Raw genomic sequence first — 17,234 nt, forward strand, 5'->3', positions numbered from 1 at the left:
ACGTCGACAGCGCGCGGACCGGACCGCCGGCGGATCAGCCCGGGGGCCAGCCGAGCGAGCGTCCGGCGAGCACGTGCCCGTGGCAGTGGAACACCGTCTGGTGGGCGTCGGCGCCGGTGTTGAAGACGAGCCGGTAGGAGCCGCCCGCCTCGTCGGCCACGCGACGGGCCAGCCGCAGCAGCCCGACGGCCGCCTCCGGCTCCGCCTCGGCGAGGCTGCCGACGTCGGGCTGGTGCACGCGCGGGATGACAAGGACGTGCGTGGGCGCCTGCGGGCTGATGTCGCGGAACGCCACCGCGTGCTCGTCCTGCGCGACGACGTCGGCGGGCACCTCGCCCTCCACGATCTTGCAGAACAGGCAGTCGGCGCTGGAGCTCATGGGTCCTTCCTACCGCACGCGGCGGCCGACCACGAGGGCACCGCTCAGCGGAACGCGTCCTTGATGCGGCCGAAGACGCTGCCGCGGTGGGTGCTGCCGAGCTGCGCCTCGGGACGCTCCTCGTCGCGGAGGGCGGCCAGCTGCTTCAGCAGGTCGCGCTGCGCGTCGTCGAGCTCGTCCGGGGTCTGCACGACGACCTCGACGACGAGGTCGCCGCGGCCCGGTCCCCGCAGCCGCGGCACGCCCTGGCCGCGCAGCGTCAGCGTCTCGCCCGACTGGATGCCGGCCGGCACCTCCAGGCCCACGACCTCGGGACCGTCCTCGTCGGCGAGGTCGGCCTCCAGCGTGGGCAGGTCGACGTGCGTGCCGAGCGCGGCCGCCGTCATCGGCAGCGTCACCTGGCAGCGCAGCTGGTCGCCCTTGCGGGTGAAGACGGGGTGGCGGGCCACCTCGACCTCGATGTAGAGGTCGCCGGCCGGGCCGCCGCCGGGGCCGACCTCGCCCTCGCCGGCGAGCTGGATGCGGGTGCCCTGGTCGACGCCCGCCGGGATGGAGACCGTGATCGAGCGGCGCGAGCGCACGCGGCCGTCGCCGTGGCACTCGTGGCACGGGTCCTGGATGACGGTGCCGAACCCGTGGCACGTCGGGCACGGACGTGCCGTGCGGACGCTGCCGAGGGGCGTGCGCTGGACCTGCTGGACCTCGCCGTGGCCGTGGCACGTGCCGCAGGTGACGGTGGCCGAGTCGTCCTCGGCGCCGCTGCCCGAGCAGCGCTCGCAGACGACGGCGGTGTCGACCTTGATCTCGCGGGTGACGCCGAACGCGGCCTCCGCGAGGTCGACCTGCAGACGCAGCAGCGCGTCCTGGCCGCGCTGCACGCGCGAGCGCGGGCCACGGCTGCTGCCACCACCACCGCCGAAGAAGGCGTCCATGATGTCGTCGAAGCTGAACCCGGCGCCCCCGCCGAAGCCGCCAGTGCCGCCACCGCCGCCGAGCGGGTTGCCGCCGCGGTCGTACACGGCGCGCTTCTGCGGGTCGGAGAGCACCTCGTACGCCGTCGTGACCTCCTTGAAGCGGTCGGCGGCGTCAGGGGCGTCGTTCACGTCCGGGTGCAGCTGACGTGCCAGCTTGCGGTACGCCTTCTTCATCTCCTCGGGCGTCGCCGACCGGGAGACGCCGAGCAGCGCGTAGTAGTCCTGTGCCATACGTCCTTCGTCCTGTTCAGCCGTCCGCGAGCTGTCGCCCGACGTAGCGGGCGACCGCGCCGACGGCGGCCATGGTTCCGGGGTAGTCCATGCGGGTGGGTCCGAGCGTGCCGAGCATGGCGAGCGCCTGCTCGGAGGAGCCGTACGCAGAGGAGACGACCGCGGTGCCGGGCAGTCCCTCGGTGCCGGTCTCGAGACCGATGCGCACGGTGGGGTCGGTGGTGGCCTCGCCGAGCAGCTTCAGCAGCACGACCTGCTCCTCCAGCGCCTCCAGCACGGGCCGGATGGAGGTGTCGAAGTCGCGACCGAACCGGGCGAGGTTGGCGGTGCCCCCGACGGCGACGCGCTCGTCGCTGCGCTCGTCGGAGAAGACGTGGGTGAGCGTGGTGACCACGGAGGTCACGAGGGGCCGGTCGGCGGGCGCGAACGTCCCGATCACGTCGGCGAGGCGCAGCGACGCCTCGGGCAGACGCTGGCCGACGGCGGCCGTCATGAGCCGCGAGCGGACGTCGGACAGCAGCCCGTCGCTCGGCGTGGACTCGAGCTCGACGATGCGCTGCTCCACGCGACCGCTGCTCGTGATGACGACCACGAGCACCCGGGCGCCCTCGAGCGCCACCACCTCGACGTGGCGCACCGTGGACCGGGTCAGCGACGGGTACTGGACGATCGCGACCTGGTTCGTGAGCTGGGCGAGCACCTTGACGCTGCGCTGCACGACGTCGTCGACGTCGACGGCGCCGGCCAGGAACGTCTCGATGGCGCGGCGTTCCGGCGACGTGAGCGCCTTGACCTGCGAGAGCCGGTCGACGAAGAGCCGGTACCCCTTGTCGGTGGGCACGCGACCCGCGCTCGTGTGGGGCTGGGCGATGAGCCCCTCCTCCTCCAGCACGGCCATGTCGTTGCGGATGGTGGCCGGTGAGACGCCGAGCTGGTGACGTTCGACGAGGGCACGCGAGCCGACCGGCTCCTGGGTCTCGACGTAGTCCTCGACGATGGCCCGCAGGACCTCCAGGCGGCGGTCCTCGGACGGGAGGCGACGTTCCTCCGACACGGCGGTCTCCTCCTCTGGGACGGTCTCGGCTGGACGGTGCGTGGCTCAGGTGCGACGACGCCGGACGGGCTCGGGCGCGCACGGCGCAGACGGGGTCCGTCGGCGCGGCGTGGCGCTTTGGCACTCGCCAGGCGCAAGTGCCAGTCTAGCGCCGTGGGAGCAATCGGGAGCGAGGGTGAGGTCGTCTCGGTCACGGGTCGCTCGCGCACCCTGACGTACCGGCCGCGGCGGGTGACGCTCTCCGACGGCACGTTCCTCCTGCACGAGTCGCGCGGCGGGACGCTGAGCTCCGTGTGGGCCGCCGACCTCGGCGACCTCTTCGTCGAGGTCGTGCACCTCGGGCACGGCCCCGTCGGCGGCGAGCTGGTGCTCGTCGTCCCCGACGGCGACACCGTCGCCCTCGGCGACCTCGTGCCGCCCCTCGACGTCGTCCCGAGCACCGCGCGACTCAGCTGGGCCCAGGCCGTCGACCTGGCCGTCGGGCTGACCCGCTCCTCCACGCGGATCCTCACGAGCAGCGGCGAGATCGGCCGCGACGACCTCGAGGCCTTCCACCAGACGCTCCTGGGCGTGCTCCATGGCTGAGACCCGGGGTCGGGACCGCTACGGCGACGACGTGCTCGCCGGCGACTGGAAGGCACCCCCGCGGGGCCGCTCGACCGAGGTGCCCGCCGAGACGGGCATGGTCGTCGAGGAGGTCACGACGGGCTGGTGCGGTGAGGTGGTGCGCGTCGAGCGCGACCTCGGCACCGTGGCCCTGGAGGACCGGCACCTGAAGGTCAAGGTCTTCCCGCTCGGACCGGGCTTCCTGCTCGAGGGCAGGCCGGTGGTGCTGGTCGCCCCGTCCACCGCCGGCCCGCAGCAGCCCACGCGGACGGCCTCGGGGTCGCGCGCGGTGGCCGGCCAGCGGGCCCGGGTGGCCCTGCCGAGCCGCATCCTCGTCGAGGGCAAGCACGACGCCGAGCTGGTCGAGAAGGTCTGGGGCGACGACCTGCGCGTCGAGGGCGTCGCCGTGGAGATGCTGCACGGCGTCGACGACCTGGTCGGCGTGGTCGACGACTTCGACCCGGGTCCGGACCGCCGGCTCGGGATCCTGGTGGACCACCTCGTGCCCGGCTCGAAGGAGTCGCGCATCGCGGCACGGCTGTCGGGCCGCCCGCACGTGCTCGTGGTCGGCCACCCGTACGTCGACGTCTGGCAGGCCGTGAAGCCCGCCCGGCTCGGCGTGGCCGCGTGGCCCGTCGTCCCCCGCCACCTCGAGTGGAAGCGCGGGGTGTGCGCCGCGTTCGGCTGGCCGCACGCGGAGCAGGCCGACGTCGCACGGGCGTGGCAGCACATCCTCTCGCGGGTCGACTCCTGGACCGACCTCGAGCCGGAGTTCCTCGGCCGCGTCGAGGAGCTCATCGACTTCGTCACCGCGCCGTAGCCGGCGGCTCATCGCGGTACCGCCTGCGTCTGGTCAGCGCGACGGCCCGAGACCACGCGGTTCCGGGCCGTCGCGCCTCCCTCAGTCCTGCAGCACCGTCTCCACCAGCGGCACCGTCGGGGTCGGTGCGGGGACGGGCGGCGTGAGCCACTCCGTCCGCGGCAGCACCCGTCCGAGCACGCTCCCGTCCTCGACGAGGTCGAGGGTGGCGACGCCCAGCAGGGTGTCCTTCCCCCGGGTGCGCTCGGTGTTGTGCGCGTACAGGTAGGCCCGGACAGGTCCCCGCGTCTGCACGGTGCGCCGCCACGTGAACTTGTAGTAGACCGTGCTGAACGAGAAGGTCTCGACGGGCCGCACCCCGTTCGCCGCGTCGAGCGGAGCGCCGAGCGCCACCGTGTAGTCGACCTCCTTGCCCCAGCGGTCGGGCTCGCTGGCCATGCCGCTGACGGAGACCTTGCCGTCCTCGGACCTCATCGACTCGAGCAGGCCCGACGGCGACCCGTCCGACGTCGGGTAGCGGACGAAGCCCGACGGCCACGCCGAGCCGCGACGGACGACGCGCCACATGAACGTGCCGTTGATGTTGTCCTCCGAGACCACGATCGAGCCGTCGGCGCGGACCCGCTCGACGATTGCGACGTGACCCTTCGCACCGGAGTAGCCCTTGTAGGCGTCCCACCAGGCGACGTCGCCGCGACGCGGAAGGTAGGTCCGCACCGGGATGCCGGCCGCCCGGGCCGCGCGGCCCCACGTGCGGGCTGCGTCGGTGCCGGGCGGGCGGGCCACCAGACGGTTCTTCGTCAGCCGGTAGGCGACGTAGTTCGTGCAGTTGCGGCCCGGCGTCTGGTTCCAGTAGGACGTCGACCGGACGGAGCCGTAGCCGCCGTCCGTGAAGCCCTTCGCCTTGCACTGCGCGTAGCTCGTGCAGAGCACGGTCCGTGCCGCGTCCGCCGATGTCGGTATACCAAAAATGACCACCCCGATGACCATGCTGATCACCGTTGGCCAATGCGCGATGCGCATTGCTCCCTCACCAACTCCCCGAGATTGCTTGTTCTCCCAGGGGAACCGTAAGTCCTCGACGAAGGTCCTGCCTCACGAATGACTAAAGTCCCTAAAAGTGAGAGAAACCTCCGTTATGGGGTGAGCTGTCGCACGACGGCGTCGGCGAGCAGCCGGCCCTCGAGCGTGAGGACGAGACGCTCGTCACCGCCGACCAGGCCGCGGTCGCGCAGGTCGGGCACCTCGGCGCGTCCCGCGGGGTCGAGCGCGTCGAGGGGCAGACCCTCGCGCAGGCGCAGCTCGAGCATCACCTGCTCGAGCCGACGACCAGCCGCGTCGACGACCTCGCTGCCCGCCTCGACCGTCTCGCCGCGCTCCAGACGCTGCGCGTACGCGGCCGGGTGCTTGACGTTCCACCAACGCCGGCCCGCCAGGTGCGAGTGCGCCCCAGGGCCCACGCCCCACCAGTCGGCGCCGTGCCAGTACAGCAGGTTGTGGCGGCAGCGGGCGGCGTCGTCACGGGCCCAGTTCGACAGCTCGTACCACCCGAGACCGGCGTCGGACAGAACCGCGTCGGCGAGCAGGTACTTGTCGGCCGTCTCGTCGTCGTCGGGCATGACCACCTCGCCGCGGCGGACCTTGCGGGCGAAGGCCGTCCCGTCCTCGACGATGAGGGCGTACGCGGACACGTGGTCGGGCTCGAGCGCGACTGTGGCGTCCAGCGTGGTGCGCCAGTCGTCGACGGACTCCCCCGGCGTGCCGTAGATCAGGTCGACGCTCACCTGCTCGAAGCCGGCCTCCCGAGCCCAGCGGACCGCCTGCGGCACGCGCGCGGGGTCGTGGGTGCGGTCGAGCGTGGCCAGCACGTGCGGGACCGCCGACTGCATGCCGAACGAGATCCGGGTGAACCCGCCCTCGCGCAGCCGGGCCAGCGACGCGGGCGTGACGCTGTCGGGGTTGGCCTCCGTGGTCACCTCGGCGCCGGGGGCCAGGCCGAGGTGCTCGTCGAGCGCACGGAGCACCCGGACCAGGTCGTCGGCCGGGAGCTGCGTGGGCGTGCCACCACCGAAGAACACGGTCTCGACGGGGCGACGTCCGAGCACGTCCGCCGCGCGGCGCACCTCGGCGAGCGCCGAGGAGCCGTAGGTGGCGCGGGTGGCACCCTCGCCGAGCTCGTCGGCCGTGTACGTGTTGAAGTCGCAGTAGCCGCACCGCACGGAGCAGAACGGCACGTGCACGTACATGCCGAGGGGCCGGTCACGCTCGGTGACCGGCCCCTCGACGTACGACTGCACTGCTCAAGCGTAGAAGGAGTCCAGCAGGTCCTTGTGGTTGGCCTCCACGACCGCGCGCTTGACCTTCATGCTCGGCGTCAGCTCGCCGGACTCGACCGACAGGTCGTGGTCGAGGATCTCCCACTTCTTGATGGTCTCCCAGCGGTTGAGGCGCTGGTTGAGCTCCTCGACCTGCTCGGAGACGATCGCGTGGATCTGCGGCGACTTCACGACCTCGGCGTAGGACTTGCCCTGCATGCCGTGGCTCTCGGCCCACTCGGCGACCGCGTCGGGGTCGAGCGTGATGAGCGCGGAGCAGAAGTTCCGCTCGTTGCCGTGCACGATGATCTGCGACGTCATCGAGCTGATGCCCTTGAACATGCCCTCGATGTGCGGCGGCGCCACGTACTTGCCGCCGGAGGTCTTGAAGAGCTCCTTCTTGCGGCCGGTGATGAAGAGGAAGCCGTCCTCGTCGACACGGCCCTCGTCGCCGGTGTGCAGCCAGCCGTCGTCGGTGACCGTCGCGGCGCTCTCGGACTCGAGGTTGTGGTAGCCCTGCATGACGCCCGGACCCTTGATGAGGATCTCGCGGTCGTCGGCGATCTTGACGTCCGTGCCGGGCATCGGCAGTCCGACGGACCCGATCTTGAACGCGTCGGGGTGGTTGACGAACGACCCGGCGGAGGTCTCGGTGAGGCCGTAGCCCTCGAGGATCAGGACGCCGGCGGCGTGGAACCACTCGGCGATGTCGGACGACAGCGCCGCCGCACCGGAGATGAAGAACCGCACGCGGCCGCCGAAGCGGGCCCGCACCTTGGAGAAGACGAGCTTGTCGGCCACCTTGTGCTTGGCCTTCAGCGCGGGCGAGACCGGCTTGCCCGCGCGGACCGCGCGCGAGTACTCCAGCCCGACCTGCTCGGCCCAGCGGAAGATCTTGAGCTTGGCGCCGCCCTCCTCCTCGGTCATCCCGATGATGCGGCCGTACGCCTTCTCGAAGATGCGCGGCGCGGCACCCATGAAGGTGGGCTTGACGATCGCGAGGTTCTCGACGATCTTCGGCACGCGGCCGTCGATGGCGGCGGCGAAGCCGATCTGCAGCTGCGTCGTGAGCAGCACCTTGCCGAAGGAGTGCGCCATCGGCAGCCAGCGGAACTCCAGGTCGTCGGGCGTGAGGAACCCGCCGGCCGCGACAGCCGCGCCCTCGTAGGTCCACCCGTCGTGGCTCAGGCGGACGCCCTTCGGACGGCCGGTGGTGCCGGAGGTGTAGATGAGGGTCGCGAGGTCGTCGGGCTTGATGGCCGCGACGCGGTCCTTCACGGCGGTGGGGTTCGACGCCAGGTGCTCGGTGCCGAGCTGCTCGAGGTCGGCCAGGGAGATGACCCAGTCGCCGTCGGTGAGGGTGCTGGCGAACGTGACGACCTTGACGACGTCGGGCAGCTCGGAGCGGATCTCGAGCAGCTTCTTGACCTGCTCGTCGTCCTCGGCGAAGACCACTCGGCTCGTGGAGTCGGACAGGATGTACTTCTCGTCGTCGACCGTGGTCGTCGGGTAGACCGTGGTGGTCGCCGCGCCGGCGGCGTTGACGGCCAGGTCGGCGAAGATCCACTCGTAGCGGGTGCCCGAGACGATGGCGACGCGCTGCTCGGGCTCGACGCCCAGCGCGATCAGGCCGGCCGCGATCCGGTCGACCTGCTCCCCGGTCTGGGCCCACGTGAGCGAGTGCCAGACCTCGTTCTCGTCGGGGTAGCGGTAGCCCTCGCGGTTCGGCGTCGCGGCGACGCGGTCGTAGAACATCGCGGCGACGTTGGGCGCGCGGTCCTCGACGATCTTGAGCTGTTCGGGGGTAACGGTCAGCGGCATGGTGTCCGTCCTCACACGACGTTCCAGGGGAATGTGGTGCCGCTCACCCTAACCTACCCGCCGGTCACCCCCGGACCCCCTCCCGGACAGTTGCACGGGGCATCGATCCAGGTCAGCGGGCGATTCACCGTCGGGCCGTCCCCGCGTCCCGTGGACCTTGCGACGGTTCTTCGGCGGAGAACCGTCATCAGGTCGTCACAGCACGGCCTCGGTCACTTGGGGGATGCGTCGCCGGTGGAGAGGGCGGCGATGAACGCCTCCTGGGGGACCTCGACGCGGCCGATGTTCTTCATCCGCTTCTTGCCCTCCTTCTGCTTCTCCAGCAGCTTGCGCTTGCGGCTGATGTCGCCGCCGTAGCACTTCGCGAGCACGTCCTTGCGCATGGCGCGGATGTTCTCGCGGGCGATGATGCGCGCGCCGATGGCGGCCTGGATCGGCACCTCGAACTGCTGTCGCGGGATGAGCTCCTTGAGCTTGCCCGCGAGCATCACGCCGTAGGCGTAGGCGGAGTCGCGGTGGACGATGGCGCTGAACGCGTCGACCACCTCGCCCTGCAGCATGATGTCGACCTTCACGAGGTCGGCCTGCTGCTCGCCGGCGAGCTCGTAGTTCAGCGAGGCGTAGCCCTTCGTGCGGCTCTTCAGCGCGTCGAAGAAGTCGAACATGATCTCGCCCATGGGCAGCGTGTAGCGGATCTCGACGCGGTCCTCGGACAGGTAGTCCATGCCGTTTAGCTGGCCGCGTCGGGCCTGGCAGAGCTCCATGATGACGCCGATGTAGTCCGACGGCGCCAGGATCGTCGCCGAGACGATCGGCTCGTGCACCGAGGCGATCTTGCCGTCGGCGGGGTACTCGCTCGGGTTCGTCACGACGATCTCGCGACCGTCCTCCATGACCACCCGGTACACGACGTTGGGCGCCGTGGAGATGAGGTCGAGGTCGAACTCGCGCTCGAGGCGCTCGCGCACGATCTCCAGGTGCAGCAGGCCGAGGAACCCGATGCGGAAGCCGAAGCCCAGGGCGCCCGACGACTCCGGCTCGTACACGAGTGCGGCGTCGTTGAGCTGCAGCTTCTCCAGAGCCTCGCGCAGGGTCGCGAAGTCGTCGCCGTCGATCGGGTACAGGCCCGAGAAGACCATGGGGTTGGGGTGCGCGTAGCCGCCGAGCGGCTCGTCGGCCGGGCGCGCGTTCGACGTGACGGTGTCACCGACCCGCGACTGACGCACCTCCTTCACGCCCGTGATGAGGTAGCCGACCTCGCCGACGCCGAGGTGGTCCGCCTTGACCGGCTCGGGGCTGATCACGCCGACCTCGAGCATCTCGTGCACCGCGTTGGTCGACATCATCTTGATCTTGTCGCGGTGGCTGAGCCGACCGTCGACGACGCGGACGTACGTGATCACACCGCGGTACGTGTCGTAGACGGAGTCGAAGATCAGCGCGCGGGGCGGGCCGTCGGCGTCGCCCTCCGGCGGGGGCACCTCGTCGACGATGAGGTTGAGCAGCGCCTCGACGCCCTGGCCGGTCTTGGCCGAGACGCGCAGCACGTCGTCGGGGTCGCCGCCGATGATGCCGGCGATCTCCTCGGCGTACTTCTCCGGCTGCGCGCCGGGCAGGTCGATCTTGTTGAGCACGGGGATGATGTGCAGGTCGGCGTCCATCGCCAGGTACAGGTTGGCCAGCGTCTGCGCCTCGATGCCCTGGGCGGCGTCGACGAGCAGGATGGCGCCCTCGCACGCCTCCAACGAACGGCTCACCTCGTAGGTGAAGTCGACGTGGCCGGGCGTGTCGATCATGTTCAGCACGTAGTGCGTCCCGGCGTCGTCGCCCGCGCTCTTGGTGAACGGCATGCGGACGGCCTGGCTCTTGATCGTGATGCCGCGCTCGCGCTCGATGTCCATGCGGTCGAGGTACTGCGCCCGCGCGGCACGTTCGTCGACGACGCCGGTGAGCTGCAGCATGCGGTCGGCCAGGGTCGACTTGCCGTGGTCGATGTGCGCGATGATGCAGAAGTTGCGCAGGAGGGACGGGTCGGTCGAACCCGGCTGGGGCGCCGCGCCCGGCGTCGTGGTGCTCGTCATGGTGCCCCCATCCTCCCATCCGGGGCGACGCCCGTGAGCACGCCCACCGGGGCGTGCCCGCCCGGGGTCACGTCCAGAGGTAGGCGATGGCGACGTTGACCACGACCAGGCCGGCCACGACGTGCGCGAACGGGTTCGGCGTGGCGCGACGTCGCGTGCCGTGCGCGAGACCCACTGCGACGAAGGCGATGGCGAGCTTGAGCCCGATCTTGGCGTAGTTCAGGTCGACGTCCGCCGCGGGCGCGACGCCGGTGAGCACGACGCCGAGCACGAAGGCCGCCGTCACGCCGACGACCATCGCGAGGTTGAGCTGCGGCCGGCGGATGGTGGTCACGTAGCCGACGAGGGCCACGACCCAGCTGAGGACGTGGAGCCAGACCAGGACGTCGTAGAGCGTCTGCATGCCTGGGATCGTAGGCGGCGTCGACACCCGCGCACCGGTGAGCGTGCCCTCACCCGCCTCCCACCCTCCCCCTGTCCCGCGTTTCGTGGAGCTGACGACGGTCTCTGCGGGCGTTTCCGTCACGACGTCCACAGAACGCGGGACAGGTGGAGGGTGGACGGTGGACGGCGGGGCTGATTTGGGTCCGCAGGACCGTCGCTGGTACTGTGGGTGGTCGCGTGCTCGCACGCACGCCCTCACACTTTGCAGCACATTCCTTCACGCACGAGAGAACAGGTCAGCCACGTGGCGAACATCAAGTCGCAGATCAAGCGGAACCGTCAGAACGAGGCCGCTCGCGAGCGCAACAAGGCGGTGCGTTCCGCGCTGAAGACGGCCGTCCGTCGCTTCCACACCGCCGTCGAGGCCGGTGAGACCGACCAGGCCAAGGCGTACGCCGCCGAGGCGGGCAAGAAGCTCGACAAGGCCGCCAGCAAGGGCGTCATCCACAAGAACCAGGCGGCGAACCGCAAGTCGTCCATCGCCAAGAAGGCCGCGTCGCTCTGACCGCAGCCCCGCAGCGACAATGAAGGCCCCCGGCACCGCCGGGGGCCTTCGTCGTGCTCGGGCACGGACGACCGGGCCGGACCGCCCCGCGAGTCCTCGCGCTCAACGCCGACGTGCGGCCGCCACCTGCAGCACCATGCGCTCGACGGCGTACGCCGGATCGGCCGCTCCGCCCTTGACGTCGATGTCGGCCTGCGCGACGGCGTCGAGCGCGCGGGCCAGGCCTGCCGGCTCCCACCCCTGCAGCTGGCGCCGCAGGACGCGCACCTTGAACGGCGGTGCACCGACGTGGCGGGCGAGCTCGCCCTCGCCCAGGCGGGCGGGCGCGTCGGCGAGACGTGCCAGCTGGCGCAGGCCCGCGGCCAGAGCGCTCGTGATGAGCACCGGCGCGACCTTGGCGGTCTCGGCCCAGCGCGCCTGCTCGAGCGCGACGTTGATCCGGCCCTCGATGGCGGCGTCGGCGATCTCGTAGCCGCGCACGTCGGCGCGACCGCCGAAGTAGCGGCGCACGACCTCGACCGTGACCTCGCTGCCGGAGTCGAGGGTCGCGGCCAGCTGGTCGGCGGCGCCGGCCAGGGCCCGCAGGTCCTGGCCCACGGCGGCGACCAGGAGGGTCGCGGCCTCCTCGTCGATGCGGGTGCCGAGGTCCCGCAGCTCCGTCGCCACCCAGCGGGCGTGGTCACGCTCGTACTTGGGCGCCTCGTTCTTGACCTCGTGGACCGCCGCCTGCGCGCGCAGCTTGTCGAGCAGGCCCTTGCCCTTCTGCCCTCCCCCGTGCACGAGCACGACGGCGACGTCGGGGCTGGGCTCCTTGGCGTACGCGAGCAGCTCGCCCTGGGCGACGTCGGGCAGGTCCTGCAGCTCGGTCAGGACGAGGGCGCTGGCGGAGCTGAACAGCGACGGACTCGTGAGTCCGGCGATCTCGCCCGCCGCAAGCCCACCGGACGTGGCCGTGGCGACCTCGCACTCGGGGTCGGCGGCCTTGATGGCGGCCACGGCGCGCGCCCGCGTGCGGTCGGACAGGTACTCCGAGCTCCCGGTGATGAGCAGGATCTTCCCGAACGGCGACGCCACGCGCCCAGCGTAGTGGTCCGCTCCGACGAGCCCGCCCGGCGACGCGGGCGTACGCTCTCGCCATGCCGCTCGACGCCGACGACGTCGTCGCCCATGCCGACGACGCGTGGGTGGACCACCTCGTCCGCTTCGGCTTCGTCGCCTACGGGCTCGTGCACCTCGTGCTGGCGTTCCTCGCGCTGCAGCTCGCCTTCGGGCACCGCAACGGCACGGCCGACACCCGAGGTGCCCTGGCGGAGCTCGCGCAGCAACCGTTCGGCCGGACCGTGCTGTGGCTGGTCGTCGCCGGCATGGCGCTCCTCGTCCTGTGGCGGCTGCTCGAGGCGGCCGTCGGGCACCGCGACGACGAGGGCGCCGCGCTCTGGGCGGGTCGCGGGGCCGACCTGGTCAAGGCCGTCGTCTACGGCGTCGTGGGCTGGAGCGGGGTGCAGGTCCTCACCCGCAGCGGCTCCGGCGGGTCGGGCAGCGAGACCTGGACGGCTCGCGCCCTGGCGCTGCCCGCCGGCGCGGTGCTCGTGGGCGTGGCCGGCCTCGCCGTCGTGGGGTACGGCGCGTGGACGGCGTGGCGTGGGCTCAGCGACCGGCACCGCGAGCACCTCGCGCCCGAGGGCCTGAGCGGCACCTCGGGCGACTGGCTCGTGCGCCTCGGCACGGTCGGGCACGTGGCGAAGGGGGTCGCCACCGGGCTGGTCGGCGCCCTGTTCTGCTTCGCCGCCCTCACACGCGACGCCGACCGCTCCGGCGGGCTCGACGAGGCCCTGCGGACGGTCCTGCAGCAGCCCTTCGGGCCGTGGCTCCTCGGCCTCATCGCGGTCGGGATCGGCCTGTACGGCGTCTGGTGCCTGGCTCGCGCCCGCTACCTCGACCGGTGAGGCGCCGGTCGCGTGACGACGCCCAGCCGTCCGTCGCGCACGACGACCGCGACGTCGCCCTCGCGGTCGGTGCGGTGCACCACCGCGCCGACCTGGTGCAGCATGCGCAGCGCCGTGCCACTGGGGTGCCCGTAGTCGTTGTCGGCCCCGACGGAGACGGTCGCGAGCCGAGGCGCGACCGCCCGCGTGAACCGCCACGACGTGTCGGCGCTGCCGTGGTGCGCCACCTTGAGCACGTCGGCCCGCACGACGCCGCCGGCGCGCAGCACGTGGTCCTGCGCCTCCTCCCCCACGTCGCCGGTCAGCAGCAGCGTCACGCCCCGCACGACCACCCGGAGGACGACGCTGTCGGCGTTGCGGTCGACCTCGACCCTCCGGCTCGTCGCCGTGCCCGGCCGGGCACGCGGCCAGAGCACGTCGGCCGTCACGTCGCCCACCACGACACGATCGCCTCGTGACACCGTGCGCGTGGGGACTCCCGGCACGGTGGGCCCCGGACGCCCGACGAGCACCGCGCCGACCGCGCGACCCCCGACCACGCCCGACCGTCCGCCCACGTGGTCGGCGTCGCCGTGCGTCAACACGAGAGCAGGGACCCGCCGCACCCCCAGCGCACGCAGGCAGCGGTCGACGTCGACGGCCTCGAGACCGGCGTCCACGACCACAGCCTCGCCCGGACCCGAGCGGAGCACGGTCGCGTCGCCCTGGCCGACGTCGCACTGCACCATGACCCACCCGCGCGGGGGCCAGCCGGGGCTGGGTGGCCGGACGGTCGCCAGCACGAGCCCGACCACGAGGCCGACCGCGACGACGGGACGAGCGGCGGCGCGACGACCGAGCCAGAGCGCGACCGGCACGAGCACCAGCAGCCACCACCACGGGTAGGGCCAGACCAGGCTGGCCCCGGGAAGGGCGGCGGCCTGGTGTGCAACGAGCACGATCCAGCCGGCGCACACCGCGGCAGCCGTGCCGAGGACCGCCGCGACCGACGGGAGGACGAGGTCGAGGAGCCCGGCGACCAGGCCCAGCACGGTCGCGGGCGCCACCGCGGGCGCGGCGAGGAGGTTCGCGACGACGGCCACGACGGACACCTCGGACGAGAGCGCCGCGATGACCGGAGTGCACGCGGCCTGGGCCGCGAGCGGCACGGCGACCGCGACGGCCACCCACCGCGGCGTCCACCGCTCGAGTGCCCGCACGAACGGGGGTGCGAGCAGCAGGATGCCCGCCGTCGCGCTGACCGACAGCACGAAGCCCGCCGCGCGCGAGAGCCAGGGGTCGCAGAACAGCAGGGCGACCACGGCAACGCTGAGCGTGCGCACGCCGCCTCGCGTCCCCAGACCGAGGGCCGCGAGACCGACGACCCCCATGCCGGCGGCACGGAGCACGCTCGGCTCGGGCCGTGCCAGCAGCACGAAGCCGACGACGCCGAGCAGGCCCACCGCCAGGAGCACCCGCGGTGGCGCGCGGCCCGCTCGTGCCACCGCCAGCACCAGCGCGAGCACGATGGTCAGGTTCGTCCCCGAGACGGCCAGCAGGTGCGTCAGGCCCGTCCGCCGGAACTCCTCCTCGACCCGCGGCGAGAGGTCGGCGTCGTCACCGACCACGAGGGCCGGCACGAGGGTGGCCGGTGCGCCGGGCACGTGGTCGACGGCATGGCGCACGCCGGCGCGCACGCGCTCGGAGGCCGACCACCACCATGCGCTGCTTTGCACGGCGGAGCGACGCTCGACCCGCAGGGTCGCGGTGTCCCGGTCGTCGTCTGGCGGCGACAGCCGACCGGCGACCGTGAGCCGACGACCGACCACGAGGTCGCGGTGCTCGCCCACGAGGAAGGCCGTCACCGGGTCGCGGACGCCGTGCACCCGACCGTGCTGGTCGCGCAGCCGCAGCACCACGAGACCCACGACCGTGCCAGGACCGCCGACGCCCTCGAAGGTGCGCGCGTCGCGGCTCACCTGCACCTCGAGCGTCACCCGTGCCCGCTGCTCGGCGAGTGCGGCCGTCGGGGTGGCGCGGACGTCGCCGAGCCGCCAGGCCACCGACGTCGCGACGGCGGCCACCGCCACCGCCACCAGGGCGACGCGGGGCCAGCGTCGGGCCGCGCCGCCCGCGACCGCCACGGCCCCGAGCGCCGCCACGACGGTGGCACCGGGTCCCGCCGTCACGCCCCAGGCGGCCACCGCCCACGCCCCGAGCGCCGCCGGCACCAGCCGGACGTCGACGCCGGGGAGCGGCAGGCCCGGGCGTCTCACACGCTCACGCGGTCGCGGAGGTCCTCGAGGGTCTTCTCGCCGATCCCGGCGACGTCGAGCAGGTCGTCGACCGACGTGAAGCGTCCGTTCTCGGTGCGCCAGTCGAGGATGGCCTGCGCGGTGACCGGGCCGACGCCGGGCAGCGCGTCGAGCTCCTCGAGCGTGGCCGTGTTGAGGTTGACGGCGACGCCGGGGCCGCCGGCGCCCGCCGCACCGGAGCCGGTCGCCGCGGCCGCGGGAGGGTCGACGCCGACGAGGATCTGCTCGCCGTCGACGAGCACGCGCGCGAGGTTGAGGGTCGGTTGCTCCAGCGCGCCCTTGATCCCGCCCGCCCGCTCGATGGCCTCGTGGACGCGCGACCCCGCGGGCAGGGTGACGATGCCGGGCCTCCTGACCTGCCCGGCCACGTCGACGACCACCCGCCCGTCGGCCCCTGTTCCGCCCTCGTGCGCCGGCGCAGCGGCGTCGGCGGGATCCGTGCGGGCCGACACCTCGAACGGCCGGTCGACGTCGGACGTGCGCGGACGCTCGGCGAGCAGCCACCAGGTGAGCAGCACACCCGCCGCGACGGCCGCCGTGGCGACCACCCGCAGGTGCACGGCGGACAGTCCCCTGCGCGCTCCCGCGTCGGCGCGACGCCGACCGCCGGCGGGAGTGGGTTCGGCGCGGTCGGCCACGGACGGCGTCGTGCCGGGGGCCTCCTGCGTCGGACCGACGAGGCGGTCGAAGGGGTCCTCGTCGTGCGTGGCCTCGAATGACGCGGCGAGCTGCGCGAGCCGGCGGCGCGCGACCTCCGCGCGGGTCTCCTGGGGCGGTGCGGGACGCGGTCCGTGCCGTGAGGTGCTCACCCCTCGACGCTAGGCACCCCGCGACCTCCCGGGACGGGTCGTCGTGGCGGCTGTGGACGACGGCGGTCGTCGCCGACGGGGCCTGTGGACGGCGCCGGTGGTGTCAGCGCGGCGTGACCGTGACGGCGAGCATGCCCGGGCCCACGTGGGCGCCGATGACCGCCCCGACCTCGTTGACCGGCACGCGGTCGCGGCCGAGCGCCTCGGCCAGCCGCACGGCCACCTGGTCGGCGAGGTCGGGGTTCGCGAGGTGCTGCACGCCGATGTCGTAGCCGTCGGGCGCGGCCTCGGCCGCCTCGACGACGAGGGCCTCGAGCCGTGCGACCGCCTTGGCGGACGTGCGGACGCGCTCGAGCGGCACCACCACGCCGTCGCGCAGCGTCAGCAGCGGCTTGACCGCGAGGGCCGAGCCGATGAGGGCCGTGGCGGCCCCCACCCGTCCCCCGCGGCGCAGGTACTCGAGGGTGTCGACGTACATGAGCACGCTCGACGACTCCCCCGCCGCCAGGGCGGCACCGACAGCGGCCGCCTCGTCCCCACCGGCACGGGCGACCGCGGCGGCGCGACCTGCGGCGAACCCGGTCGCCACCCCGACCTTGCGGGTGTCGACGCACATGACGGGCACCGGGGCCTCCCGGGCGGCCACCTGCGCCGACTCGAACGTCCCCGAGATCTCGGCGCTCAGGTGCACGGAGACGATCGCGTCGTGACCCTCCTGCGCGAGTCGCCCGTAGACCGCGGCGAACTCCTCCGGCGTCGGACGCGACGTGCTCACCGGCACGAAGTCCTTCAGCGCCTGCGCCACGTCCTGCGACGTCGCGTCGACGCCCTCCGTGAAGGTGGCCGCCCCGATGACGAGCTTGAGGGGCACGACCGTGATGCCCTCACGCTCGGCGTCGGCCGGGTCGAGGGAGGCGGTGGAGTCGGTCACCACCGCGATGCGTCGCGCCCCCAT

General features: G+C 72.9%; 16 protein-coding genes. 4 read left to right on the plus strand and 12 right to left on the minus strand.

Annotated features, from left to right (window positions below; genetic code table 11):
• Window positions 1-34: 34 nt before the first annotated feature.
• Genes AC3WRM_RS15870 through hrcA form a run of 3 tightly spaced genes read right to left on the minus strand, consistent with a single transcriptional unit; the run spans window position 35 to window position 2,638 of the window.
• Window positions 35-379, minus strand: a complete 345-nt coding sequence (locus AC3WRM_RS15870; protein WP_492249470.1) for a histidine triad nucleotide-binding protein — start codon at window positions 377-379, stop codon at window positions 35-37.
• Window positions 380-423: 44 nt separating this feature from the next.
• Window positions 424-1,584: a molecular chaperone DnaJ gene (gene dnaJ / locus AC3WRM_RS15875; RefSeq protein WP_492249471.1), complete on the minus strand. Its 1,161-nt coding sequence runs from the start codon at window positions 1,582-1,584 to the stop codon at window positions 424-426.
• Between the two features lie 16 nt (window positions 1,585-1,600).
• Window positions 1,601-2,638, minus strand: a complete 1,038-nt coding sequence (hrcA, locus tag AC3WRM_RS15880) for a heat-inducible transcriptional repressor HrcA (RefSeq protein WP_492249472.1) — start codon at window positions 2,636-2,638, stop codon at window positions 1,601-1,603.
• 153 nt (window positions 2,639-2,791) lie between these two features.
• Between hrcA and AC3WRM_RS15885 the strand changes: the two genes are divergently transcribed.
• Together AC3WRM_RS15885 and AC3WRM_RS15890 are read left to right on the plus strand one after the other, a co-directional pair.
• Window positions 2,792-3,223, plus strand: coding sequence for a hypothetical protein (locus tag AC3WRM_RS15885; RefSeq protein ID WP_492249473.1), 432 nt, complete (start codon window positions 2,792-2,794; stop codon window positions 3,221-3,223).
• Window positions 3,216-4,064: a DUF3097 domain-containing protein gene (locus tag AC3WRM_RS15890; RefSeq protein WP_492249474.1), complete on the plus strand. Its 849-nt coding sequence runs from the start codon at window positions 3,216-3,218 to the stop codon at window positions 4,062-4,064. The genes AC3WRM_RS15885 and AC3WRM_RS15890 overlap by 8 nt, the downstream gene beginning before the upstream one ends.
• A gap of 81 nt (window positions 4,065-4,145) precedes the next feature.
• On the opposite strand, the gene AC3WRM_RS15895 is transcribed toward AC3WRM_RS15890, so the two are convergent.
• From AC3WRM_RS15895 to AC3WRM_RS15915, 5 genes are all read right to left on the minus strand, one after another.
• Window positions 4,146-5,054, minus strand: a complete 909-nt coding sequence (locus AC3WRM_RS15895) for a CHAP domain-containing protein (RefSeq protein WP_492249475.1) — start codon at window positions 5,052-5,054, stop codon at window positions 4,146-4,148.
• A gap of 146 nt (window positions 5,055-5,200) precedes the next feature.
• Window positions 5,201-6,310, minus strand: a complete 1,110-nt coding sequence (hemW, locus tag AC3WRM_RS15900) for a radical SAM family heme chaperone HemW (RefSeq protein WP_492249497.1) — start codon at window positions 6,308-6,310, stop codon at window positions 5,201-5,203.
• A 54-nt stretch (window positions 6,311-6,364) separates the two neighbouring features.
• Entirely contained in the window at window positions 6,365-8,200 is a 1,836-nt protein-coding gene (locus AC3WRM_RS15905; protein ID WP_492249476.1) for an AMP-dependent synthetase/ligase, read from the minus strand.
• A 212-nt stretch (window positions 8,201-8,412) separates the two neighbouring features.
• On the minus strand, window positions 8,413-10,281 hold the full coding sequence (gene lepA / locus AC3WRM_RS15910) for a translation elongation factor 4 (RefSeq protein ID WP_492249477.1): 1,869 nt from the start codon (window positions 10,279-10,281) through the stop codon (window positions 8,413-8,415).
• 67 nt (window positions 10,282-10,348) lie between these two features.
• Window positions 10,349-10,684: a hypothetical protein gene (locus AC3WRM_RS15915; RefSeq protein WP_492249478.1), complete on the minus strand. Its 336-nt coding sequence runs from the start codon at window positions 10,682-10,684 to the stop codon at window positions 10,349-10,351.
• 285 nt (window positions 10,685-10,969) lie between these two features.
• On the opposite strand from AC3WRM_RS15915, the gene rpsT reads away from it, so the two are divergent.
• The gene (rpsT, locus tag AC3WRM_RS15920; protein ID WP_492249479.1) at window positions 10,970-11,230 is read left to right on the plus strand and encodes a 30S ribosomal protein S20; all 261 of its coding nucleotides are present in this window, start codon (window positions 10,970-10,972) and stop codon (window positions 11,228-11,230) included.
• A 102-nt stretch (window positions 11,231-11,332) separates the two neighbouring features.
• On the opposite strand, the gene holA is transcribed toward rpsT, so the two are convergent.
• Entirely contained in the window at window positions 11,333-12,304 is a 972-nt protein-coding gene (gene holA, locus AC3WRM_RS15925) for a DNA polymerase III subunit delta (protein WP_492249480.1), read from the minus strand.
• Window positions 12,305-12,366: 62 nt separating this feature from the next.
• Between holA and AC3WRM_RS15930 the strand changes: the two genes are divergently transcribed.
• Window positions 12,367-13,176, plus strand: coding sequence for a DUF1206 domain-containing protein (locus AC3WRM_RS15930; RefSeq protein ID WP_492249481.1), 810 nt, complete (start codon window positions 12,367-12,369; stop codon window positions 13,174-13,176).
• Here the strand turns inward: AC3WRM_RS15930 and AC3WRM_RS15935 are convergent.
• From AC3WRM_RS15935 to AC3WRM_RS15945, 3 genes are all read right to left on the minus strand, one after another.
• The gene (locus tag AC3WRM_RS15935) at window positions 13,161-15,431 is read right to left on the minus strand and encodes a ComEC/Rec2 family competence protein (protein WP_492249482.1); all 2,271 of its coding nucleotides are present in this window, start codon (window positions 15,429-15,431) and stop codon (window positions 13,161-13,163) included. The two genes, AC3WRM_RS15930 and AC3WRM_RS15935, sit on opposite strands and share 16 nt — an antisense overlap.
• On the minus strand, window positions 15,428-16,279 hold the full coding sequence (locus AC3WRM_RS15940) for a helix-hairpin-helix domain-containing protein (RefSeq protein WP_492249483.1): 852 nt from the start codon (window positions 16,277-16,279) through the stop codon (window positions 15,428-15,430). Before AC3WRM_RS15940 ends, AC3WRM_RS15935 begins: the two co-directional genes overlap by 4 nt.
• 103 nt (window positions 16,280-16,382) lie before the next feature.
• The gene (locus tag AC3WRM_RS15945) at window positions 16,383-17,234 is read right to left on the minus strand and encodes a DegV family protein (protein WP_492249484.1); all 852 of its coding nucleotides are present in this window, start codon (window positions 17,232-17,234) and stop codon (window positions 16,383-16,385) included.

The sequence above is a fragment of the Aeromicrobium sp. EU05-FHT14F07 genome (genome assembly GCF_058790455.1).